Below are 22,103 nucleotides of genomic sequence, written 5' to 3' on the forward strand. Positions count from 1 at the left end.
GGACGGCGATCAGTCCACGGGGAACTCGCTGGTGTCGATCGCCACGTCGAACGGCTCGGGCAGGTGGACGGTGTCACCGAACTTCACCGCGCTGAGCACCCGGTAGACGTCGTCCTTCGGCTCACCGTAGAGGGTGACAGTGGGGCCACCCGGGGCCCATGGGTCCACGAGCAGACAGAGCGGGATGCCCGCCGTGGCGTACGCGGCCGGCTTGCTGATCCGGTCGTGCCGAGCGTTGGACGGCGAGGTCACCTCGACGACGAGTTCGGCGAGGGATGCCGGGATGTGCGACTCCGTCTCGGACGGCTGCAGCGGCGCGACGACCAGATCAGGGATGAACATGCCCAGGCGGGAGGCACGGCGATGGACAGTGTCTGGAAGATCTCCCAGTCCTCGGGGATCACGGAGTAGAGGCGACGCTGGATGCGCGCCGCCATCACGTTGTGGCGGTACGCGGGAGCGGGCGACACGGTGACGATCCCCTCGATGATCTCCACCCTGCTGCCCTCGGGCCGGCGAGATGATCGCGACGTGTCATGACCAGGTAGAGCCAACGTTTCATGAACGGCGGAGAACGGGAGGGCCGTGGACGGGCCCGGGGCATCGGGTTACGTCTTCGGACTCATGCACGCGGGCAGGGCTGTCGATTTACGCCAAGCCGATGCGAGTGCCTGCCCGCTCTCGACGCCCTTCAGTCGAGGGTCAGTCGTGCAAGTTCTCGGACGTCGGCCATGGCCACGACGTCGGGGGCGGGCCGAATGCGCGGCGCCCGGCTCGTACGGCCAGAGTGGCGAGGGCAGCGTTGGCGCCACCGCCGATCACAGCGCCGATACCGAACGGTGCCACCCGGCCGAGGACGATGATTCCCTGCTTGGTCCCGTACTTGGTGACAAAGTTCTTCCCCAAGATGCTGTTGACCTGACGCAGTGTCTCGACGGGTACCCTGGCGACGACCTGACGTCCCCAATGCTGCCCCGTACGTTGGGCGACCTTGGTAATGGTCTCGGAGCCCTTCCCACCGAGCAGGATTCCCATCACGATCGTCCGACGGCGCTCCATCTCGTCGAGGGGGATGCCGTGGACTTCGGCGAGCGAGAGCGCGAACAGGGTGCTCAGCTCAAGGGACGACAGGGCCTCGCCCGCCGACAGTGCCAGCGCGACTCCCGTGCCAACTCCGGGCGCGGCCGCGGTTCCTCCCACTGCGGCACCCGTCCCGGCCAGGGCGCTGACGTACATCCGCTCCAGATTGCGGATCACCTGTGCCGGTGTCGCCTGCGGGTTCCGCTGGCGGGCTCGGGCGATGTTCTTGCGCACCAGCGGGCTTTGGGCATCAAGTGCCTTGTCCAGCAGGGCGAGGGCTCGTTGCCCAGGTGCGGCTGCCGCCGGGTCCGCCTCGTCGGAGGCACCTGTTGCCATACCTTGGACTCCATAGGTCGTTACGTCCCAACTGGGCCTCTCACCTAACCAGTTGGTTGATCGCTGCGCTAGATGGAAGCCGATCCGGGGTCTCTCCCAAGCGTCCCCCGACAGGCACCAGAGACGCAGGAAGGGCCTGATCCCCGTGAGCATCAGGCCCTTGGCGTCATCTTCCGGCTTAGTCCACCCGCCCCAACACCACCGGCGAAGCCGCGAACTCCGTGCCCGTCGGCGCGATGTCGAACGACCCCTCCGTAGCCTCCAGCGCGTAGCCGAACCGCTCCGGCGTGTCCGTGTGCAGGGTCAGCAGGGGCTGGCCCGCGACCACCGCGTCCCCCGGCTTCGCGTGCAGCTCCACACCCGCTCCCGCCTGCACCGGGTCCTCCTTGCGGGCGCGGCCCGCGCCGAGGCGCCAGGCGGCGATGCCGATGTCGTAGGCGTCGAGGCGGGTGAGGACGCCGGAGGCGGGGGCCGTCACCACGTGCTGCTCGCGGGCGACGGGGAGAGCCGCGTCCGGGTCGCCGCCCTGGGCGGCGATCATGCGGCGCCAGACGTCCATCGCGGAGCCGTCGGCCAGGGCCTTGGCCGGGTCGGCGTCCTTGAGGCCGGCCGCGTCGAGCATCTCGCGGGCGAGCGCGAGGGTCAGCTCGACGACGTCCGCCGGGCCGCCGCCCGCGAGGACCTCGACGGACTCCCGGACCTCGAGGGCGTTGCCCGCGGTGAGGCCGAGCGGGGTGGACATGTCGGTGAGGAGGGCGACCGTCTTCACGCCGTGGTCGGTGCCGAGGCCCACCATGGTGGAGGCCAGCTCACGCGCGTCCTCGATGTTCTTCATGAAGGCGCCGGAGCCGACCTTCACGTCCAGGACCAGGGAGCCGGTGCCCTCCGCGATCTTCTTCGACATGATCGAGGACGCGATCAGCGGGATCGCCTCCACCGTGCCGGTCACGTCGCGCAGCGCGTACAGCTTCTTGTCGGCCGGGGCCAGGCCGTCACCGGCCGCGCAGATCACCGCGCCGACGCCGTCCAGCACGGAGAGCATCTCCTCGTTGGAGAGCAGCGCGCGCCAGCCGGGGATGGACTCCAGCTTGTCCAGGGTGCCGCCGGTGTGGCCGAGGCCGCGCCCGGAGAGCTGCGGGACGGCCGCGCCGCACGCGGCGACCAGCGGGGCCAGCGGAAGCGTGATCTTGTCGCCGACGCCGCCCGTGGAGTGCTTGTCGGCGGTCGGCCGGGACAGCGAGGAGAAGTCCATGCGCTCGCCGGAGGCGATCATCGCCGCGGTCCAGCGGGCGATCTCCCGGCGGTCCATCCCGTTGAGCAGGATCGCCATGTTGAGGGCGGCCATCTGGTAGTCGGCGACCTCGCCGCGGGTGTACGCGTCGATGACCCAGTCGATCTGCTCGTCGGTCAGTGCGGCGCGGTCCCGCTTGCTGCGGATGACGGAGATGGCGTCCATGGCCAGGGAGTTCCTTCCGGGAGGTGCAGGTGTACGGCCCCCCTGTTCGCAGAGCGAGCAGGGGGGCCGCACGGACTTACTTGGTGAGATGGTCCGGGCCGAAGGCCTGCGGCAACATCTCGGAGAGCGGGAGGACGCCCTCGGGGGTGTCCAGCAGCAGCGAGGGCCCGCCGAACTCGTACAGGAGCTGCCGGCAGCGGCCGCACGGCACGAGGAGGGCGCCGGTGCCGTCCACACAGGTGAAGTGTGTCAGGCGCCCGCCGCCGGTGCGCTGGAGGTGCGAGACCAGCCCGCACTCGGCGCACAGCCCGAGCCCGTAGGAGGCGTTCTCCACGTTGCAGCCGGTGACCGTACGGCCGTCGTCGACCTGGGCGGCCACGCCGACCGGGTAGCCCGAGTAGGGGGCGTAGGCGTGGGCCATGGCCTCGCGGGCCTCGGCGCGCAGCTTCTCCCAGTCGAACGCGGTCGCGGTGGTCACTTGCCCTGCCCCTTCCGGTACCGCATGCCGTCCGCCTTCGGCATCCGCAGCCGCTGCGCGGACAGCGACAGCACCAGCAGCGTGACGACGTACGGGGTGGCGCCGACGAAGTCGCTCGGGACCTCGTCGGTGAACAGGTACCAGGCCAGGACCAGTACGGCCATGACCGCGCTGATCACGCCCTGCCAGAGCGCCTTGCGGTAGAGCTTCCAGCCCGCGAGGGCGGCGAGCAGCACGACCAGCAGGAGCAGCAGGGCGTGCACGGTGACGCCGCCGTTGCGGAGCTGGAGGGCGTCGGAGTAGCCGAACAGGCCCGCACCCATGGCGAGACCGCCGGGACGCCAGTTGCCGAAGATCATCGCGGCGAGACCGATGTAGCCGCGGCCGCCGGTCTGGCCCTCCAGGTAGGTGTGCGAGGTGACCAGCGCGAGGAAGGCGCCGCCGAGCCCGGCGAGACCGCCGGAGACGGCGACGGCCGCGTACTTGTACTGGTACACGTTCACGCCCAGGGACTCCGCCGCGACCGGGTTCTCGCCGCAGGAGCGCAGGCGCAGGCCGAACGAGGTCCGCCACAGCACCCACCAACTGCCCACGAAGAGCAGCACGGCGAGGATCGTGACCACGGACACGTCGGTGACGATACCGCCGAGAATGCCCGCGATGTCGGAGATGAGGAACCAGTGGTGTTGCTCGACCGAGTGCAGCGCGTCGGAGAGTCCGGGCACGGTGACGTCACCGAGCGAGTTCACCGGCGGGGACTGCTTCGGGTTGCCGCCCGCCTCGGCGGCCGTGCCCTCGGCGAAGAACAGCTTGGCGAGGTACTGGGTGGCGCCCAGCGCGAGCAGGTTGATCGCCACACCGGAGACGATGTGGTCGACGCCGAAGGTCACCGTGGCGACCGCGTGCACCAGGCCGCCGAGGACGCCGAAGCCGACGCCGCACAGCAGGCCGAGCCAGGGGCTGGACTGCCAGCCGATCCAGCCGGCGCCGAAGGTCCCGAGGATCATCATGCCCTCGAGGCCGATGTTGACCACGCCGGCCCGCTCGGACCACAGGCCCGCGAGGCCCGCGAGCCCGATCGGCACCGCGAGCCCGAGGGCCGCGCTGACCTGACCCTCGGAGGTGAGCTGGTTGGCCCCGGTGATGACCCGGACCACGGCCACGAGCAGCAGCGCACCGCCGACGATCATGAGAATCTTCGCGAGCGAACGGCCCGCCGGCTGGGCGGCGTTGTCCGCCTTGGGCGCCGCGGGCGGCGGCGCGTCCGTCATCGTGGCGGTCATCACGCCACCTCCTGCATCTCGGTCGGGGCGGCGGCGCGGGCGGCCAGCTCGGCGCCGACCCGCTGCTGCTGGCGCTTGAGGCCGTAGCGGCGCACGACCTCGTAGGCGATCACGACGCACAGGACGATGACGCCCTGGATCACGCCGAGGATCTCCTTGTCGTAGCCCTGGAACTCCAGGTGGTTGGTGGTGCGCTCCAGGAAGCCCCACAGGAGGGCGCCCAGCGCGATGCCCACCGGGTTGTTGCGGCCCAGCAGCGCGATGGCGATGCCGGTGAAGCCGATGCCCGCCGGGAAGTCGTTGCTGAACTGGTGGCTGTCGTTGAGCAGGGTCGGCATGCCGATGAGACCGGCCACCGCGCCCGAGATGATCATGCTGGTGGCGATCATCTTCTTCACACCGACACCGCTCGCCGCGGCGGCCGTCTCGGACTGGCCGACGGTGCGCAGGTCGAAGCCGAACCGGGTGCGGCCGAGCACGAACCAGTAGCCGATGCCGACGATCACGGCGACGACGATGAAGCCCCACAGGATGCCCGCCGGGCCGGTGTCGATCTGGAAGAACCAGGAGGACTCCGGCAGCGGCTTGGTGGAGACCAGCGTGCCGGCCTTGTCGAGCTGGCCGAGCTGGCTGGGCTGGAGCAGGTAGCCGATGATCGCGGTGGCGATCGAGTTCAGCATGATCGTGGCGATGACCTCGCTGACACCCCGGGTCACCTTGAGGATGCCGGCGATGGCCGCCCACAGGGCGCCGGTCACCATGGCGGCCAGGATGATCAGCGGGATGGCGAGCCAGCCGGGCACGGTCAGCGCGCCGCCGAGGACGGCGGCGACGAACGCGGCGAGCCGGTACTGGCCGTCGACACCGATGTTGAACAGGTTCATGCGGAAGCCGATGGCCACCGCGACACCCGCGAGGTAGTACGTCGTCGCCTTGTTCAGGATGTAGACCTGGCTGTCCGAGGCGAAGCCGTACGTCACCATGTCGCTGAACGCGGCGCCGGGGCTCTTGCCGGTGGCCAGGATCACCAGGGCGGTGACCAGGAGGGCCGCGACGATGGCCAGCAGCGGCGCCGCGATGCCGAGGAGCAGCCGCTCCTTGTCGATCCGTGAGGTCAGCTTGTTCATCGCGCGTCGTCCTCTATGTGCTCCAGGTGGCCGGAGGCCGCTCCCGTCATGGCGGAGCCCAGCTCCTCGGGCGTGATCGTGCAGGGGTCGGCGTCGGCGACCAGGCGGCCGCGGTACATCACCCGCAGGGTGTCGGAGAGACCGATCAGCTCGTCCAGGTCGGCGGAGATCAGCAGGACCGCGAGTCCGTCGCGGCGGGCCGCGCGGATGTAGTCCCAGATCGCGGCCTGCGCGCCGACGTCCACACCGCGGGTGGGGTGGGCGGCGATGAGCAGCTTGGGGCTGTGGCTCATCTCGCGGCCGACGATCAGCTTCTGCTGGTTGCCGCCGGACAGCGAGGCCGCGGTGACGTCGATGCCCGGGGTGCGCACGTCGTAGTCGGCGACGATGCGCTCGGTGTCCGTGCGCGCCGCCTTCGGGTCCAGCAGGCCGCGGCGGGAGTTGGGGCGCTCGGTGACATGGCCGAGGATGCGGTTCTCCCACAGCGGCGCCTCGAGCAGCAGGCCGTGCCGGTGGCGGTCCTCAGGGATGTAGCCGATGCCCGCCTCGCGGCGGCGGCGGGTGGGGACGTGGCTGACGTCGGCGCCGTCGAGCGTGACCGTGCCGGCGTCCGGGTCGCGCATGCCCATGATCGCCTCGACCAGCTCGGACTGGCCGTTGCCCTCCACGCCGGCGATACCCAGGACCTCGCCCTTGTGGATGGTGAAGGAGATCTCGTCGAGGATGACGCGCTCGATGCCGTCCAGGTCGGTCTGGGCCAGGTGCAGCCCGTCGACCTGAAGGAGGGCGACGTCGGTGACGGTCGACTCCTCCGTCTCCGGGGTGGGCAGCTCGCTGCCGACCATCAGCTCGGCGAGCTGCTTGGGCGTGGTGGTGCTGGGCTCGGCCGTGCCGACCGTGGTGCCGCGCCGGATGACGGTGATCTCGTCGGCGACCGACAGCACCTCGCCCAGCTTGTGCGAGATGAAGATGACGGTCAGGCCCTCGGCCTTCAGCTCCCGCAGGTTGTCGAAGAGTGCGTCGACCTCCTGGGGCACCAGCACGGCCGTCGGCTCGTCCAGGATCAGGGTCTTGGCGCCGCGGTAGAGGACCTTGAGGATCTCCACGCGCTGGCGGTCGGCGACACCGAGGCGCTCCACGAGCACGTCGGGGCGGACGCCCAGGCCGTACGCGTCGGAGATCTCCCTGATCTTCGTACGGGCCTTGGCGCCGATGCCGTGCAGCTTCTCCGCGCCGAGGACTACGTTCTCCAGCACGGTGAGGTTGTCGGCGAGCATGAAGTGCTGGTGCACCATGCCGATGCCGCGCGCGATGGCGTCACCGGGGTTGCCGAAGGTGACCTGCTCGCCGTGGATGGTGATGGTGCCTTCGTCCGGCTGCTGCATGCCGTAGAGGATCTTCATCAGGGTGGACTTGCCGGCGCCGTTCTCGCCGCACAGGGCGTGGACGGTGCCCGGGCGGACGGTGATGTCGATGTCGCGGTTGGCGACGACGCCGGGGAAACGCTTGGTGATGCCGCGGAGTTCGACGGCAGCGGGAGGGCTGGACGCGTTGATGGCGCACTCTCCTCGGGGAAGGGGGATGCGGAGGGATGCGAGGGGGAAGCCAGGCGTCGGCGACGCTAGCGCGACAACTCAGTACTACACGCGTAGAGTTGACACATTGTTACGGCCCGGCGGGGAGCACCTGAGGCGCCCCCACGCCGAGCCGGGGTCCTTGACGGACCCATCAGGTCACGGGGTGGTCTTGACCTTGATGGAGCCGTCGACGATCTTCTTCTTCGCGGCGTCCAGCTTGGCCTGGATGTCGTCGATGAAGCCGCCGCTGGTGGACAGCGAGACGCCGTCCTTGGCGAGGGAGTAGCTGTTGACGCCGGCCAGCGCCTTGCCGTCGTGGACGGACTTCACGAAGTCGTAGACGCCGAGGTCGACGTTCTTGACCATCGAGGTGAGGATCGAGCCCTTGTACTTGGCGAGACCCGGGATGTTGTACTGGTCCGAGTCGACGCCGATCGCCCAGGCGCCCTTCTTGCCGTTGACGGCCTCGATCGCACCGTTGCCGGAGGAGCCGGCGGCGGAGTAGATCACGTCGGCGCCGTTGTCCAGCATGCCCTGCGCGGCTTCCTTGCCCTTGTCGGGGCTGGCGAAGCCGGAGGTGTCCGAGCCGTGGCTCAGGTACTGGGTGTCGACCTTGATCTTGGAGTTGGTGTCCTTGACGCCCTGGACGAAGCCCGCCTCGAACTTCTTGATCAGGGGGACGTCCACACCGCCGATGAAGCCGACGTGCGACTTCTTCGTCTTCAGCGCGGCGGCGACGCCGGCCAGGTAGGAGCCCTGCTCCTCGGTGAAGGTGATGCTGTCGACGTTGGGCGCGTCCACGACCGAGTCGACGATGCCGAAGCTGGTCTTGGGGTACTTCTTGGCGACCTTGCCCATGGACTGCGCGTACGCGTAGCCGACACCGATGATCGGGTTGAAGCCCGCGTCGGCCAGGTCGGAGAGGCGCTGCTCGCGGTCGGCCTCGGTGTCGGTGGTCTTGGCGGTCAGCTCCTTGACGGAGCCGCCGAACTCGTCCTTCGCCTTGTCGGCACCGCGCGCGGCGGAGTCGTTGAAGGAACGGTCACCACGGCCGCCGACGTCGAAGGCGAGACCGATCTTGACACCCTTGCCGTCACCGGAGGAGGAGGACGACTTGTCGTTCTCGGAGGAGGTGCTGCCACAGGCCGTGGCAGAAAGGGCGAGAGCTGCGGTGGCTATACACGCAGCGGAAAGCTTGGCTACCCGGCGCACGGGAAGGCTCCTTCACCTGACCTGAGCGCCACCATGGCGCTTGGTGGAAGCGTCTGACGACGCCCCGGCCGAGACGCCCCGTCGGCGTCGGCTTCGCGGCATCGTAACGCGCGTAGATGTCAGAAAAACACCTCTCGGGCAGCCGTTATCGAACCGAGGCAAACGGCACTTGAACTCGATCTACCGAGCCTCGGTCCGCCATGTTTCGGGGCGGATACGAATGGCCTGCGGATGTGTTGCGCGAACGGCCCCCGCATGCCTCGCGGGGGCCGTCCGTGTGCTGCCGTGCGGGGCAGGTCAGACCTCGGGCGACGCCATCAGCGCGGCCGCGGTGAAGAGTTCGACGCCGACCGTGATCGCGTTCTCGTCGGCGTCGAAGTCACCCTGGTGCAGATCGCGTACGGTCCGCTCGCCGGGGCGGCGGACGCCGAGGCGGGCCATGGCGCCGGGGACGTGCTCCAGGTACCAGGAGAAGTCCTCACCGCCGAGGCTCTGCTCGGTGCTCTCCACCGAGTCCAGCCCGCAGCGGGTGACCATCGCGCGGCGCAGCAGCTCGGCGGACTCCCGGTCGTTGACGACCGGCGGCACCCCGCGCACGTAGGTGATCTCCGACTTGGCGCCGTGCAGGGTGGCGACCTCGTCGATGGCGGCGTGCACGATGTCGGGCGCGTCCCGCCAGGCGTCCAGGTCCAGGCAGCGGACGGTGCCGGAGAGTTCGGCGTGCTGCGGGATGACGTTGGGGGCGTGACCCGACTCGATCCGCCCCCAGGTCAGGGCGAGTCCGCTGCGGGTGTCGACGCGGCGGGCGATCAGCGCGGGCACGTCGGTGGCGACGCGGGCGGCGGCGGTGACCAGGTCGGTGGTCAGGTGCGGCCGGGCGGTGTGCCCGCCGGGGCCGACCAGGGCCACGTCGAGCCGGTCGCAGGCGCTGGTGATCGGGCCGTGCCTGAGACCGATCCGGCCGCACTCCACCCTGGGGTCGCAGTGCAGGGCGAGGATGCGGCCGACGCCTTCGAGCGCGCCATCGGCGATGGCGGTCAGGGCGCCACCGGGGAGCTGCTCCTCGGCGGGCTGGAAGATCAGCCGCACCGGCCGGGACAGCATGCCCTGCGCGTGCAGCTCGGCGAGGACCAGGCCGGCGCCGAGCACGACGGTGGTGTGCACGTCGTGGCCGCAGGCGTGGGCGCGGTCGGGCACGGTGGACCGGTACGAGCAGTCCTTGGTGTCCGGGATGGGCAGCGCGTCGATGTCGGCGCGCAGGGCCAGCAGCGGTACGCCGGAGCGCTCGCCCTCGGTGTGCCCGATGTCGCAGATGAGCCCGGTTCCGGTGACCAGGACGCGGGGCTTCAGTCCGGCCCGCTCCAGCCGCTCCTTGATGGCGGCGGTGGTGCGGAACTCCTGGTTGCCCAGCTCGGGGTGCATGTGCAGGTCGCGGCGGAAGGCTACGAGCTCGGCGTGCAGTGATTCGCTGAGCGCGCCGGGGAGCACAGCACCGGGGAGGTCGGCCACGGTCTCTCGGGTCATCAATCGGTTCACCCTCTGAAGGGTAGGACGCCCGGACGGTCAACTGACCCTCGATCAACAAAAGTTCAGCCCGTTGGGGGGAGAAAACTTGACCGGCGGACGCATGGCGGTGGACTGGGTTGGGTAAAACCTTTCTTTCTCCCTCCACGGATACCACGCCAGCCGCCCCGGCGCTCGGTTTGTCCATGGACCGGACCCGCGCGGCGTGGCGGCGCCGGTAGGGTGCGGCGGCGTGACCGACAGCACCGCGGACTTCCTGCACACCACCCGCTCGTCCTACGACGCGATCGCCAAGGAGTACGCCGAGCGGTTCCCCTCGGGCCTCCTCCACCCCCTGGACCGCTCCCTGGTCAGCGCTTTCGCCGAGCTGGTCAAGGAGAACGGCCCGGCCCCGGTGGCCGACCTGGGCAGCGGGCCGGGGTTCGTCACCGCCCTGCTGGACAGCCTCGGCGTGCCGGTGTTCGGGGTGGACCTCTCCCCCGCGATGGTGACCCTGGCCCGTGCGGCCCATCCGCGCCTGCGCTTCCACGTCGGCTCGATGACCGCGCTGGACCTCCCGGACGCCACCCTGGGCGGCATCCTGGCCCTCTACTCCACGATCCACGTCCCGGACGACACCCTCCCCAGTGCCTTCGCCGAGTTCCACCGCACCCTGCGCGCCGGCGCCCCCGTCCTGCTGGCCTTCCAGACCGGCGACGCCGACCACCTGCACCTGACGGAACGCTTCGGCCACGAGATCGACCTGGACTACTACATGCGCTCCCCTGCGGCCATCGCCGCCCGCCTCACGGAAGCGGGCCTGACCCTGGTGGCGTCCGTGGTCCGCGAGCCGCAGGGCGAGGAGGCCCGGGCGCGGGGGTTCGTGCTGGCGCGGAAGGACTGACCCTCACGGAAGACTGGGCCTCAGGTCCCCGGTACCACCGTCGTCAGCCGGTGTGTGTCGCGGGCCGTGCCCGTCACCCCGGAGAGGAAGCCCTGGGCTCGTGGGGAGGCGTGGGCGGTGAGCCAGGCGGGGTCTATGTCGCAGACCGCCACGCGGACGCCGGTGCCCTTCAGGGCGAGGGGCAGGGTGTGGACGACCGTGGAGGGGAAACTCAGCACGGTGCTGCCGATCGGGCCCCGGCGGGCGATCAGTTCCAGGGGGAGGTCGGGGCGGACGACCTCCAGGCCGGTCTCGGTGGCCAGCCGGTGCAGCTTCGGGGTGCTCTCGCGCCGGTGGGCGAAGTACCGGGTGGCGCCGTGGGCCTTGGCCAGGGCCTGGACGGCCGCGAGGTAGCGGTCGGCGTCGACCACACCGGTCTCCACCAGGGAGGTGCCGACCAGGTCGGCGGTCTTCGTCACGCGGGGCGGTCCGAAGCGGGCGCGGGTCCAGGCGAACTCGTTGGCGGTGACCGTGACGCCGTCCGGGGTCTCGGTCACCGGCATCGCGGAGAAGACCTCCACGCGCCGGCCGCCGCTCGGGGTGAGGCGGCGCCGGGCGGTGGCGGAGACCGGGGCGAAGAGCAGGTCACGGGGGCCCGGCGGGCCGCCCTTGCGGTGCCAGCGCACCAGGCGCTCCCCGCGGGCCAACTGGGCGACGAACTCCATGGTGGCGGTGCCGTCGTCCACCACGACCAGCTCGGGCGCACGGGTGATCGTGAGCAGGAGCTGTACGTAGCGGGAGAACGGGTCGCCCATGACGATCCGGCCGGCCCGTCTGAGCGCCCCGGCCAGCGTGCCGACGGTCTGGAACGGGGCACTCGCGCCGCCCCGCGCCTCCTCCCAGCGCACCTCGTACCCCTCGTCCCGGGCGAGGTCGGCCATGCGGCGCAGTTGGCCCCGGGTCATGGGGTCGGTGGGGGCGAGCACGACGAGCGTCAGTCCCGCCCCGGCCCCCTCGCGCGCGGGCACCCCGCCCGCGTGGGCCCACTCCAGTACGTTCAGCAGTTGCACCGGGCTCTCCACGAAGGCGAGCGTGCGGGCAGGGGGGCCGGGGTGTCCGGCGCGAGGGCTCATGGGGGGTTGTGACCGTCCCGTCGTAGAGCAGTCGGGCGAGTTGGGGTCAGACCGTGACCGGCTCGCCCGCGGCGGCGGCGATCTCCGCCTCGGCGACCACACCGGAGACCCGGCGCAGCTTCTTCATCGGGCCCAGCTCGGAGTCGTAGACCTTCTTGACGCCGTCGCCGAGGGACGCCTCGATGGCGCGGATGTCGCGGACCAGGCGCATCAGGCCCTGCGGCTCGACGGAGGCGGCCTGGTCGGAGCCCCACATGGCGCGGTCGAGGGTGATGTGGCGCTCGACGAAGACGGCGCCGAGGGCGACCGCGGCCAGCGTGGTCTGCAGGCCCGTCTCGTGGCCGGAGTAGCCGATCGGGACGTTCGGGAACTCCTTCTCCAGCGTGTTGATGACGCGGAGGTTCAGCTCCTCGGCCTTGGCCGGGTAGGTGGAGGTGGCGTGGCAGAGCAGGATGTTCTCCGAGCCGAGCACCTCGACCGCGTGGCGGATCTGCTTCGGGGTGGACATGCCGGTGGAGAGGATCACCGTGCGGCCGGTGGCGCGCAGGGCGCGCAGCAGCTCGTCGTCGGTGAGGGAGGCGGAGGCCACCTTGTGGGCGGGCACGTCGAACTTCTCCAGGAAGGCGACGGCCTCGGTGTCCCACGGGGAGGCGAACCAGTCGATCCCCTTCTCCTTGCAGTACTCGTCGATCTGGCGGTACTCGTCCTCGCCGAACTCCACGCGGTGGCGGTAGTCGATGTAGGTCATCCGGCCCCAGGGGGTGTCGCGCTCGATGTCCCACTGGTCGCGCGGGGTGCAGATCTCCGGGGTGCGCTTCTGGAACTTCACGGCGTCGCAGCCGGCCTCGGCGGCGGCGTCGATCAGCTTGAAGGCGTTCTCCAGCTCACCGTTGTGGTTGATGCCGATCTCGCCGGTGACGTAGACCGGGCGGCCGGGGCCGGCCTCGCGGGAACCGAAGGTGCGGAGGCGGGAGTTGCTGCTCATCAGGGTGTTCCTTACTTGCTGTGGGACGTGGGGACGGGGTCGGGAAGGGTGTCGAGGGAGGGCCCGAGGAGCCAGCCCGCGATCTCCCGGATGGCGCCGTAACCGCCGGGGACGGTGGTGACGGCGCGGGCGGCGCCGCGTACGGCGTCGTGGGCGTCGGCGACCGCGACGGGCCAGCCGACGAGGGCGAGGCAGGGCAGGTCGTTGACGTCGTTGCCGGCGTAGAGCACCCGCTCGGGGGCGATGCCCTGCTCCTCGCACCACTGCTTGAGGGCGAGGTCCTTGCGGTCGATGCCGTGCAGCACCGGCAGCCGGAGCTTGCGGGCGCGGGCGGCGACGACGGGGTTCTGCTCGGTGGACAGGATCAGCGTCGGCACCCCGGCGCGGCGCAGCGCGGCGATGCCGAGCCCGTCGCCCCGGTGCACGGAGACGAACTCCCGCCCGTCGGTGTCGATCAGCACCCGGTCGTCGGTCTGGGTGCCGTCGAAGTCGAGGACGACGGCGTCGATGTCGTCGCGGGTGGGCAGCGCGCCGGCCGGGACGGTGTCCAGCAGCGGTGCCAGGGCGCGGGCCCGGGCCAGGTCGTGCGGGTCGTCGATCTCCAGCACGCGGGCGGGGTCGGTGCGGACCAGCTCGGTGCGGCCGAAGAACCGGTGCCCGTGGGCGCGGAAGCCGGTGACGTCCATCGCGTAGGCGGCGCCGGTCTCCAGCAGGTCCTGGGGGCGGTCCTGGCGGCGGGGGCGTACGGCCTTGTCGTGGTTGACGCCATAGCCGGTGCCGGGCTCGGCCGGGTCGTCGTCGCGCCACACGAAGCCGTGGAAGGGGGCGACGGTGACGGCGGTGTCGGCGCCGTCGCGGACGACCGCCTCCGCGACCCGGCCGATGTCGTCGGCGAGCAGGAAGGGGCTGGTGCACTGCACGAGCAGCACCACGTCGACGGCTGCCCGGGCGCGCTCCTCGAAGGCGTCCAGGGCGTGCAGCACGGCGGCCTCGGAGGTGGCGGTGTCCCCGGCGATGGCGGCGGGCCGGGTGACGACCTCGGCGCCGGCCGCGCGGGCCGCGGTGGCCACGGCCGCGTCGTCGGTGGAGACGACGACGTCGGTGACGGCGGGGGCGGCCAGGCAGGCGCGCACCGCGCGGGCCACCAGCGGGACGCCGCCCACGGGGGCGAGGTTCTTGGCGGGCACCCCCTTGGAGCCGCCGCGCGCCGGGATCACGGCGAGCACCCGGCGCGGCGGGTCGCCCGGATCGGCGGGCCAGTGGGTCATGGGGTCAGCTCCTTGGGAGGAAGAGGGTGCGGTGTTCACAGCTCGCCCATCCGCCGGATCACCGGGGCGACCCGCTGGACGCCGTGCCGGTAGGCGCCGCGGGCGGCCCGGCGCACGATCTGCCGGACGGGTCCGGCCTCCGCGCGGGTGGCGGGGCTGCCGGGCAGCGGGGCGCCGTCGGGGCCGAGGTGGTGGCGGGCGAGGATGCCGGGCAGATAGCCGGGCGCGGTCTCGGGGGTGTAGTAGGGGTCGAGCGGCGGCAGCGCGCCGGACCGCTCCAGCAGGGCGGCGATCCGGGTGCGGGCGGCGTCGAAGGCGGTGGCGTACGGGCCGTCGGCGGCCACGCCCTGCCGGGCCAGCCACTCCGGGTCGGGCTCCGGGCGGTGCCCGGCGTCCAGCCGGTCCCAGGAGGTCAGGCAGCCGGAGCCGAGGAAGTGGTGGTTGCCCAGCGCCTCCCGCACCCCGAGGTCGGTCAGTACGGCCGTGGGGACGCGCCGGTGCAGGGACTCCAGGGCGGCGGTGGAGCTGACGGTGACCAGCAGGTCGGTCCGGTCCAGCACCTCGCCCATGTGCCCGTACACCAGATGGAGGTTGGCCGGCAGCTCCCGCCCCCGGACCAGCTTCTGGTACGGCAACTCCTCGATGTGCGTGGTGTGTTCGCCCGGCTTGGAGCGCAGCTTGAGCAGCACCTCGCGCTCGGGGTGGCGCCGGGCGTGGGCGATGAGCCTCTCCAGCAGGTAGGTCCGGTCCGCGCGGTTCTCCGGTACGGAGGGCTGCGCGGCGAACGTCACGGTGCAGGGGGCCCGTTCACCCGCGTACGCCTCCCCGCCGAGGAACGGCAGCGCGACCTCGGTGACCGCGCCCGCGTCCGCGCCGACCCCCTCGTACACGGCGCGGAACCGGTCCGCGTCCTGGGCCGAGTTGGCGAGGACGAGGTCGGCGCCGTGCCGCAGCAGGAGGCCGTCGGCGAGCTTCTCGTAGACGACACCGACGTAACCGGTGACGACCACCGGGCGCGGGCCGCTGCCCCAGGCGTGCCGGAGGCCGTGCAGCATGGCCTGCACACCGCCGCCGACCAGCGCGAGGACGAGGATGTCGTAGGACTCCCCGGTCATGGCGCGCAGGAACTCCGCGCCGGTGACCTCCCGGAGCGAGTCGGCGGTGGCGCCGGTCTCCGCGAGCTGGCGGGGCGTCGGGGTGGCCCGGCCCCGCAGGAGGTAGCCGTCGAGCCGTCCGGCAGCGGCGGGAGCGATACGGCGCGCGGTGAGCGCGCCCCACTTCCACCGGGTGTCGGAATCGGCGAGGACGGCGATCCGCGGGGACTTCGTTGCACTTGCTGGCACGCCGAAGACGCTAGGAAGCGATTCGTAGGTCCCGCCCAACCCGAACTCAACAAACGGTTAACAGCACATCGACGAATGGGGATTCGGGCCCGGATCGGGGTTCGGGAAAACCCGGTTCACGGCTTCGCCACGCGTCGTTCACCCGGTATCAAGACGAGCGTCGACCTGAATGCCGGGCCCCGCCCTAACGTCCTCGGCGTGGTCAAGCTCTCGGTCATCGTGCCGTTCTACAACGTGCAGCAATACGCGCCGGACACATTGAGGAGTCTTCGTGCGAACGCGCGGGACGATTACGAGTTCATTCTCGTGGACGACTGTTCCCGCGACGGGACACCGGGCATCCTCGAGCGCGCCGAACGCGAACTGCCGGGCGCCGTCGTCGTCCGGCACGAGCGCAACGGCGGGCTGGCGACCGCCCGCAACACCGGTCTGGACCGGGCGCGCGGCCAGTACCTGACGTTCCTCGACGGCGACGACTGGCTCGCCCCCGGCTACTACGACCAACTTGTGCGGCACATGGATGAGTTGGGGTGCGACTTCCTGCGCACCGACCATGTCCAGTGCACCGCGCGGGCCCGGTCCGTGCACCGGGTGCCGCACGGCCGGCGCGGTGTCGTCCTGGACCCGAGGGCGGCCATCCTGCCAGCGGACCGGTCGACGTCGGTGGACTACGCGTACGCCTGGGCCGGGATCTACCACCGGCGGCTCGCGGACCGGGGACTGCTGCACTTCACGGACGGGCTGCGCACGGCGGAGGACCGGCCGTGGATCTGGCGGCTGCACCGGGAGGCGGAGTCGTTCGCCGTGGTGGGGCTGCTCGGCGTGTTCTACCGGCGCGGGGTCGCCTCCTCGCTGACCCAGATCGGCGATGTCCGCCAGCTCGATTTCCTGCGCGCGTTCGACCAGGTCATAGCGGAAACGGCCGCCGACCGGGATGCGGATTCCCTGCTGCCGAAGGCCGTGCGCACCTATTGCGCGATCATTTCCCACCATCTGGGAAGCATCGAAAGGTTCGAGCCACAGGTGGCGAGAAAACTGAAATCCCTGAGCGCGGCCGCCCTCCGGCGCATGCCGCAGGACGTGCTGAACGAGGCGCTGGACTCGATGGACCTCGCCCGCGCCACCCGGCTGCGCCGGCTGCGCCGCCGCCCCTCCCCCGCCGGAGCCGCCGCGTGACCACCCAGATCTTCCAGGCGTCCACGCTGTACGGCGTGGCCACGCTGGCCGCCGCCCTGGACTCCGGCTGCTTCGCCCCCGCCGACCGGCGCCTGCTGCTCGTCTGCAACAACGCGGCGACCCCGGAGACCACGCCCCCGCTGGACGAGATGCCCGGCTTCGAGCGGTTGCGGGACCGGTTCGACGACGTGCTGTCGTACAACGAGACCATCCACCCCTTCCACCCCGGCGGCTGGCTGCCCCGGGTGGACGACATGCCGCTGTGGCAGCGGTACTTCCGCCACGAGTGGGGACTGGGGGACGCCCACGTCGAGTTGGCGGTCGAGTCGATCCAGGTCAACCCGTCGCTGGCGCTCGCGCAGATCTTCACCGGCGCCCCGGTCACGGTCTACGCCGACGGCCTGATGAGTTACGGCCCCACCCGCAACAAGATCGACCCGCTGGTCGGCACCCGCGTGGACCGGCTGCTCCACCTCGACCTGGTGCCGGGCCTTCAGCCGCTGCTGCTCACCGAGTTCGGGGTCCCGGCCGAGATCGTGCCGACCGCCGCCTTCACCAAGGTGCTGGCGGAACTCGCCGGTACCGGTGACGAGTTGCCCGCGGTCGAGGAACCCGCGCTGCTGCTGGGCCAGTACCTCTCCGCGCTGGACATCCTCACCCCGGACGAGGAGGAGGCACTGCACGTCCGCATGCTGCGCGGTGCGGTCCAACTGGGCCACAACCGCGTGGTGTTCAAGCCGCACCCCACCGCACCGGCTCGCTACGCCCGCACCCTGGAGGAGGAGGCGGAGCGGCTCGGGGCGGACCTCACGGTGCTGGACACCCCGGTGCTGGCGGAGGTGCTGTACCAGCGGATGCGCCCGGCACTGGTCGTCGGCTGCTTCTCCACCGCCCTGCTGACCGCCGCCACGCTCTACGGCCTGCCCGTGGCGCGGGTCGGCACCGGCACCCTGCTGGAGCGGCTCGCCCCGTACGAGAACAGCAACCGGGTGCCGGTCACCGTGGTGGACGCGCTGCTGCCCGAGCTGGGTGACCGGGCGGCCGTCACCGAGGGGCGGCGCGGCATGGAGGTCACCGAACTGGGCTCGCTGGTGCGCGCGGTGGGCTTCGCCATGCAGCCCAAGATCCTGCCCCGGCTGCGCGCCGAGGTCGAGGGCTTCCTCGCCCGGCACCTGGACCCGGCCACCCTGCGCTACTTCAAGCGCCGTCGGCTGACCGTGCTGGGGCTGCCCGGCGGGGTGCCCGCGCAGCTCGCGTTCATCCCGCGCAACGCCACCGTCCGCCGGGTGGCCCGCCGCGCGCGCGGCCTGCGCCGGACCGCCCGCGGCTGAACCCCCTGTCACCGACCGTCTCGACGCCAAGGACTGCACAGATGACCGCCACCTCGCCGCTCGCCCCGCCCGCCGGCCTCTCCCAGCCGGTCGCCACCGGGGCGCGCGGGCGGCTGCTCGCCCTGGACGGGCTCCGGCTCGTGGCCGCGCTGATGGTGTGCCTGTACCACTACACCGGGCGCGGCGGGACGATATCGGAGTCCTGGCACCAGAGCCCGTCCGAGGTCTTCCCCCGGCTCTCCCAGATCGCCCCCTACGGCTGTCTGGGCGTGCAGTTCTTCTTCGTGATCAGCGGTTTCGTGATCTGCATGAGCGGCTGGGGCCGCACGCTCGGCGACTTCTTCCGCTCCCGCGTGGCCCGGCTGTATCCCGCGTACTGGGTGGCGCTGGTGCTGGTCACCGGGGCGGCCTTCGTGCTGCCGGTGGTGGTGCATCCGGTGCGGGCGGACGAGTTCCTGGTCAACCTGACCATGCTCCAGCAGCCGATGGGCGCCTCCCGGATACTCGGCGTGTGCTGGACGCTCTGGGTGGAGGTCCGGTTCTACGCGCTGTTCGCCCTGTTCGTCGTGTGGCGCGGGGCGACCTACCGGCGCGTCGTGCTGTTCGCCTGCGTCTGGACGCTGGCCGCCGCGATCTCCACCACCGCGGGCAACGCCCTCACCGACGCGCTGGTCATGCCGGAGTACGCGCCGTTCTTCGTCGGCGGACTCGCGCTGTACCTGGTCCACCGCTTCGGCGGCAGCCCGCTGCTGTGGGGCCTGGTGGCGATGTCCTGGCTGCTCGGGCAGAGCGCGGCCGTGCGCGGGCTGTGGCATCCGGGGGCGCAGGGCGACTTCACCCGGCACCCGGTGGTGATCGTCGCCGTGGTCACGCTGGCCTTCGCCTCGGTGGCGGCCGTGGCGCTGGGCTGGACCCGGTGGGCGTCCTGGCCGTGGCTGGTGACGGCGGGCGCGCTGACCTACCCGTTCTATCTGGTGCACGAGCACCTGGGCTGGTTCGCGGTCCGGGTGCTGCACCGGGGGCTGGGGCTCGCCGCGTGGCCGACGCTGGGGCTGACGGTGGCGGGGATGCTGATGCTGGCGTGGCTGCTGCACCGGTTCGTGGAGAAGCCGTTCGGACCCCGGCTGCGCCGGGCGCTCAAGAGCTGAGGGCCGGCCTCAGCGGATGCCGTACGTGGCCTCGATCCCGGCCACGATCAGTTTCAGGCCGTCCTCGAACTGCTCGTCGTAGTCGTCGAAGAGCAGCTTGCCGGCCTCGGCCGCGAGCGGGAACTCGGCGAGGCGGCGGGCCCGTTCCTCCACGTCGTACCCCTCGCGCCGCTCGCCGGGCAGCGGGCGCACGCCCTGTTCCTCGGTGACGAAGCCGATGGTGTACATGTTCGCCGTGCGCATCGCCTGCACCGCCTGGGCGAGGGTGAAGCCGGCGCCGGTGAAGACGCGCAGGTGGGACTCCATCGCGGGGGCGTGCTCGGTGCCGGTGAAGCGGGAGCCGCTGAAGACCTTGGCGCCGTCGCGGTAGCCGGTCAGCGCGGTGCGCAGGCCCCGGCAGGCCGCCGACAGCCGTTCCTGCCAGGTGTCGGCTGGGCCGAGCACCGCGCCGGCCGTCATCCGCCGGTACATCTCGGTCGCCATCTCGTCGAGCAGCGCCTGCTTGTGCTTGAAGTGCCAGTACAGCGCGGGTGCCTTGACATCCAGCTCGCGGGCGATGGCGCGCAGGGTCAGCCCGTCCAGGCCGGTCTCGTTCAACAGCCGCAGCGCGGTGTCGGCGACCTTGCGGCGGTCCAGGGGGGCGCGTCGTTCCGTACTCACGCTTGACAGCTTAACGCCGTTAAGGGCACGCTCGTGAGCAACGGCACTTAACAGCGTTAAGGAGATATGCCATGAATGCCCCGATGGATGTCGATGTGCTGGTGGTGGGGGCCGGTCCGACCGGGCTGACCCTCGGGGTGGACCTCGCCCGGCGCGGGGTGGACGCGCTCGTGGTGGAGCGGGCAGGCGCCCTGTTCCCCGGCTCGCGCGGCAAGGGCGTCCAGCCGCGCACCCAGGAGGTCTTCGACGACCTCGGCGTACTGGACGCGATCCGCGCCGCCGGTGGCCCGTACCCGCCCCGGATGATCTGGCGGGACGGCCGACAGGTCGGCGTACGGCCGATGTTCGAGCCGGTGGAGCCGACCGAGGGCGCCCCGTACACCGACCCGCTGATGGTCGCCCAGTGGCGCACCCAGGAGGTGCTCCACGCCCGGCTGACCGAGTTGGGCGGCCGGGTCGCCTTCGACCGCGAGCTGACCGGCCTGGAGCAGGACCCCGAGGGCGTGACCGCGCACTTCGCGGACGGTACGGCGGTGCGCGCGCGGTACGTGGTCGCGGCCGACGGCGGCCGCTCGGCGGTGCGGCGCGCGGTGGGGATCGGCATGACCGGGGAGACGGTGGACCCGAGCCCGTTCCTGGTCGCGGACGTGCGGATGCGGGGGCTCGACCGGGAGCACTGGCACGCCTTCCCCGGCGAGGACGGCACCGGCCTGATGCTGTGCCCGCTCGCCGGTACGGAGGACTTCCAGTTGGCCGCGCGGCTGCCCGAGGGCGAGACGCCCGACATGTCCCTGGAGGGCCTGCGCAAGCTGGTCGGCGCCGGTACGCATCTCGACCCCGAGGACCTCACCGAGGTGCGCTGGGCCTCGGAGTTCCGGCCGCGCGCGGCACTCGCGGCCCGGTTCCGGGCGGGCCGGGTCTTCCTCGCGGGGGACGCGGCCCACGTGCACTCCCCGGCGGGCGGGCAGGGGTTGAACACCAGCGTCCAGGACGCCTACAACCTGGGCTGGAAGCTGGGCGCGGTGCTGCGGGACGGCGCCCCGGAGACCCTGCTCGACACCTACGAGGAGGAGCGCCACGCCAACGCCGCCGCCATGCTGGACCTCTCCACGGGCGTGCACCGGGGCGAGGTCCAGCGGGGCAGGGCGACGGTCCAACTCGACCTGGGCCACCGCGAGTCGGCGCTGAGCGAGGACACCCGGGCCGAGCCCACGGATGTACGGGCGGGCGACCGCGCCCCGGACGGCACGGTGGCCGGCGTCCGCCTCTTCGACGCCTTCCGGGGCCCGCACTGGACCCTCCTGGGCGCCGAACTCCCCGGCGTACGCTCCCTGCCCGCCGCCCCGGCCTCCTACGGCCCCGGCGTCTTCCTGGTCCGCCCCGACGGCCACGTCGGCTGGGCGGGCGACTCGACCGAGGGGCTCGGCAGCTACCTCGCCCGCGTCGGCCTGGCCTGAACTAGCCCGCGGCGAGCGACAGCTTCACCGCGAAGCCGAGGAAGAGCACCCCGGCCGCCGAGGTGGCCGTCGCCGACAGCCGCCTGCGGCGGCGGAACGCGGCGGCCAGCTTGGTACCGCTGAAGATCAGGGCGCTGAGGTAGAGGAAGCTGGCGGCCTGGGCGAAGGCGCCGAGGACGACGAAGGACAGTGCCGGATAGGCGTAGGCCGGGTCCACGAACTGGACGAAGAAGGCCACGAAGAACAGGATCGCCTTGGGGTTGAACAAGCTGACCACCAGGGCCCGCCGGAACGGCCGCTCGGCCTCCGGCCCCTCCTCGGCCACGGCCTCCGCCACCACCGGCGCCCGCCGGGTCCGCCACATCTGCCAGGCGGCCCGCAGCATCCCGATCGCCAGCCAGGTCAGATAACCCGCACCGGCGTACTTCACGATCCCGAACAGCACCGCGTTGGCCTGGAGCAGCGAGGCCACCCCGGCCGCGGACAACGTCATCAGCACGGTGTCCCCGCACCACACCCCGGCGGCCGCCGTGTACCCCGGCCTGATCCCCTTCCGGGCGGCAACGGACAGCACATACAGCGAGTTGGGCCCCGGAAGCAGGATGATGAGCAGCAGCCCGGCCAGGTAGGCGGGCAGATCAATGACGCCGAACATGAGAGCGAGTGT

At 71.6% G+C, this 22,103-nt stretch carries 19 protein-coding genes and 1 pseudogene; 5 read left to right on the forward strand and 15 right to left on the reverse strand.

What is annotated here, in order from left to right; all coding sequences use genetic code 11:
• Positions 1 to 9: 9 nt before the first annotated feature.
• From OG448_RS11480 to OG448_RS11520, 9 genes and pseudogenes are all read right to left on the reverse strand, one after another.
• Positions 10 to 512: pseudogene (locus OG448_RS11480) on the reverse strand (Uma2 family endonuclease); the annotation flags it as partial.
• A gap of 190 nt (positions 513 to 702) precedes the next feature.
• A complete protein-coding gene (locus OG448_RS11485) occupies positions 703 to 1,416 on the reverse strand; it encodes a hypothetical protein (RefSeq protein ID WP_405553285.1) in 714 nt (237 codons plus the stop codon).
• Positions 1,417 to 1,594: 178 nt separating this feature from the next.
• Positions 1,595 to 2,878 (reverse strand): thymidine phosphorylase, encoded by a 1,284-nt coding sequence (locus OG448_RS11490; protein WP_405558769.1) that lies wholly within the window; start codon positions 2,876 to 2,878, stop codon positions 1,595 to 1,597.
• Positions 2,879 to 2,948: 70 nt separating this feature from the next.
• Complete coding sequence (locus tag OG448_RS11495) at positions 2,949 to 3,350, reverse strand: cytidine deaminase (protein WP_391295022.1); 402 nt, start codon at positions 3,348 to 3,350, stop codon at positions 2,949 to 2,951.
• On the reverse strand, positions 3,347 to 4,633 hold the full coding sequence (locus tag OG448_RS11500) for an ABC transporter permease (protein WP_405553287.1): 1,287 nt from the start codon (positions 4,631 to 4,633) through the stop codon (positions 3,347 to 3,349). Before OG448_RS11500 ends, OG448_RS11495 begins: the two co-directional genes overlap by 4 nt.
• On the reverse strand, positions 4,633 to 5,760 hold the full coding sequence (locus OG448_RS11505) for an ABC transporter permease (RefSeq protein ID WP_030806647.1): 1,128 nt from the start codon (positions 5,758 to 5,760) through the stop codon (positions 4,633 to 4,635). The genes OG448_RS11500 and OG448_RS11505 overlap by 1 nt, the downstream gene beginning before the upstream one ends.
• Positions 5,757 to 7,343 (reverse strand): ABC transporter ATP-binding protein, encoded by a 1,587-nt coding sequence (locus OG448_RS11510; RefSeq protein WP_405558771.1) that lies wholly within the window; start codon positions 7,341 to 7,343, stop codon positions 5,757 to 5,759. The genes OG448_RS11505 and OG448_RS11510 overlap by 4 nt, the downstream gene beginning before the upstream one ends.
• A 150-nt stretch (positions 7,344 to 7,493) precedes the next feature.
• Positions 7,494 to 8,549 (reverse strand): BMP family protein, encoded by a 1,056-nt coding sequence (locus OG448_RS11515; RefSeq protein ID WP_405553290.1) that lies wholly within the window; start codon positions 8,547 to 8,549, stop codon positions 7,494 to 7,496.
• 297 nt (positions 8,550 to 8,846) lie between these two features.
• On the reverse strand, positions 8,847 to 10,073 hold the full coding sequence (locus OG448_RS11520; RefSeq protein WP_405553291.1) for a M20 family metallopeptidase: 1,227 nt from the start codon (positions 10,071 to 10,073) through the stop codon (positions 8,847 to 8,849).
• Positions 10,074 to 10,305: 232 nt separating this feature from the next.
• Between OG448_RS11520 and OG448_RS11525 the strand changes: the two genes are divergently transcribed.
• A complete protein-coding gene (locus OG448_RS11525; RefSeq protein WP_405553293.1) occupies positions 10,306 to 10,956 on the forward strand; it encodes a class I SAM-dependent DNA methyltransferase in 651 nt (216 codons plus the stop codon).
• Positions 10,957 to 10,976: 20 nt separating this feature from the next.
• On the opposite strand, the gene OG448_RS11530 is transcribed toward OG448_RS11525, so the two are convergent.
• The 4 genes from OG448_RS11530 to OG448_RS11545 are packed head-to-tail and all read right to left on the reverse strand — an operon-like array spanning position 10,977 to position 15,664.
• The gene (locus OG448_RS11530; protein ID WP_405553295.1) at positions 10,977 to 12,068 is read right to left on the reverse strand and encodes a hypothetical protein; all 1,092 of its coding nucleotides are present in this window, start codon (positions 12,066 to 12,068) and stop codon (positions 10,977 to 10,979) included.
• A 46-nt stretch (positions 12,069 to 12,114) separates the two neighbouring features.
• The gene (locus OG448_RS11535) at positions 12,115 to 13,053 is read right to left on the reverse strand and encodes an N-acetylneuraminate synthase family protein (protein WP_405553296.1); all 939 of its coding nucleotides are present in this window, start codon (positions 13,051 to 13,053) and stop codon (positions 12,115 to 12,117) included.
• An 11-nt stretch (positions 13,054 to 13,064) separates the two neighbouring features.
• Positions 13,065 to 14,321: a cytidylyltransferase domain-containing protein gene (locus OG448_RS11540; protein WP_405553297.1), complete on the reverse strand. Its 1,257-nt coding sequence runs from the start codon at positions 14,319 to 14,321 to the stop codon at positions 13,065 to 13,067.
• A 35-nt stretch (positions 14,322 to 14,356) separates the two neighbouring features.
• Positions 14,357 to 15,664 carry a DUF6716 putative glycosyltransferase gene (locus OG448_RS11545; protein ID WP_405553298.1) on the reverse strand — a complete coding sequence of 436 codons (1,308 nt, stop codon included), beginning with the start codon at positions 15,662 to 15,664 and terminating at the stop codon, positions 14,357 to 14,359.
• 198 nt (positions 15,665 to 15,862) lie between these two features.
• On the opposite strand from OG448_RS11545, the gene OG448_RS11550 reads away from it, so the two are divergent.
• From OG448_RS11550 to OG448_RS11560, 3 genes are read left to right on the forward strand one after another with little or no spacing between them, the layout of a single operon-like run.
• Positions 15,863 to 16,840 (forward strand): glycosyltransferase family 2 protein, encoded by a 978-nt coding sequence (locus tag OG448_RS11550; RefSeq protein ID WP_405553300.1) that lies wholly within the window; start codon positions 15,863 to 15,865, stop codon positions 16,838 to 16,840.
• Positions 16,837 to 18,171, forward strand: coding sequence for an alpha-2,8-polysialyltransferase family protein (locus tag OG448_RS11555; RefSeq protein WP_405553302.1), 1,335 nt, complete (start codon positions 16,837 to 16,839; stop codon positions 18,169 to 18,171). Before OG448_RS11550 ends, OG448_RS11555 begins: the two co-directional genes overlap by 4 nt.
• 41 nt (positions 18,172 to 18,212) lie before the next feature.
• Positions 18,213 to 19,319 (forward strand): acyltransferase family protein, encoded by a 1,107-nt coding sequence (locus OG448_RS11560; protein WP_405553304.1) that lies wholly within the window; start codon positions 18,213 to 18,215, stop codon positions 19,317 to 19,319.
• 9 nt (positions 19,320 to 19,328) lie between these two features.
• Here OG448_RS11560 and OG448_RS11565 read toward each other — a convergent pair whose 3' ends face one another.
• On the reverse strand, positions 19,329 to 19,979 hold the full coding sequence (locus OG448_RS11565) for a TetR/AcrR family transcriptional regulator C-terminal domain-containing protein (RefSeq protein WP_405553305.1): 651 nt from the start codon (positions 19,977 to 19,979) through the stop codon (positions 19,329 to 19,331).
• A gap of 83 nt (positions 19,980 to 20,062) precedes the next feature.
• Between OG448_RS11565 and OG448_RS11570 the strand changes: the two genes are divergently transcribed.
• Positions 20,063 to 21,436, forward strand: a complete 1,374-nt coding sequence (locus tag OG448_RS11570) for an FAD-dependent monooxygenase (RefSeq protein WP_405558773.1) — start codon at positions 20,063 to 20,065, stop codon at positions 21,434 to 21,436.
• 1 nt (position 21,437) lies between these two features.
• Here OG448_RS11570 and leuE read toward each other — a convergent pair whose 3' ends face one another.
• A complete protein-coding gene (gene leuE / locus OG448_RS11575; RefSeq protein WP_405553307.1) occupies positions 21,438 to 22,091 on the reverse strand; it encodes a leucine efflux protein LeuE in 654 nt (217 codons plus the stop codon).
• Positions 22,092 to 22,103 lie beyond the last annotated feature (12 nt).

Source organism: Streptomyces sp. NBC_01171, assembly GCF_045039805.1.
Classification (GTDB): domain Bacteria; phylum Actinomycetota; class Actinomycetes; order Streptomycetales; family Streptomycetaceae; genus Streptomyces.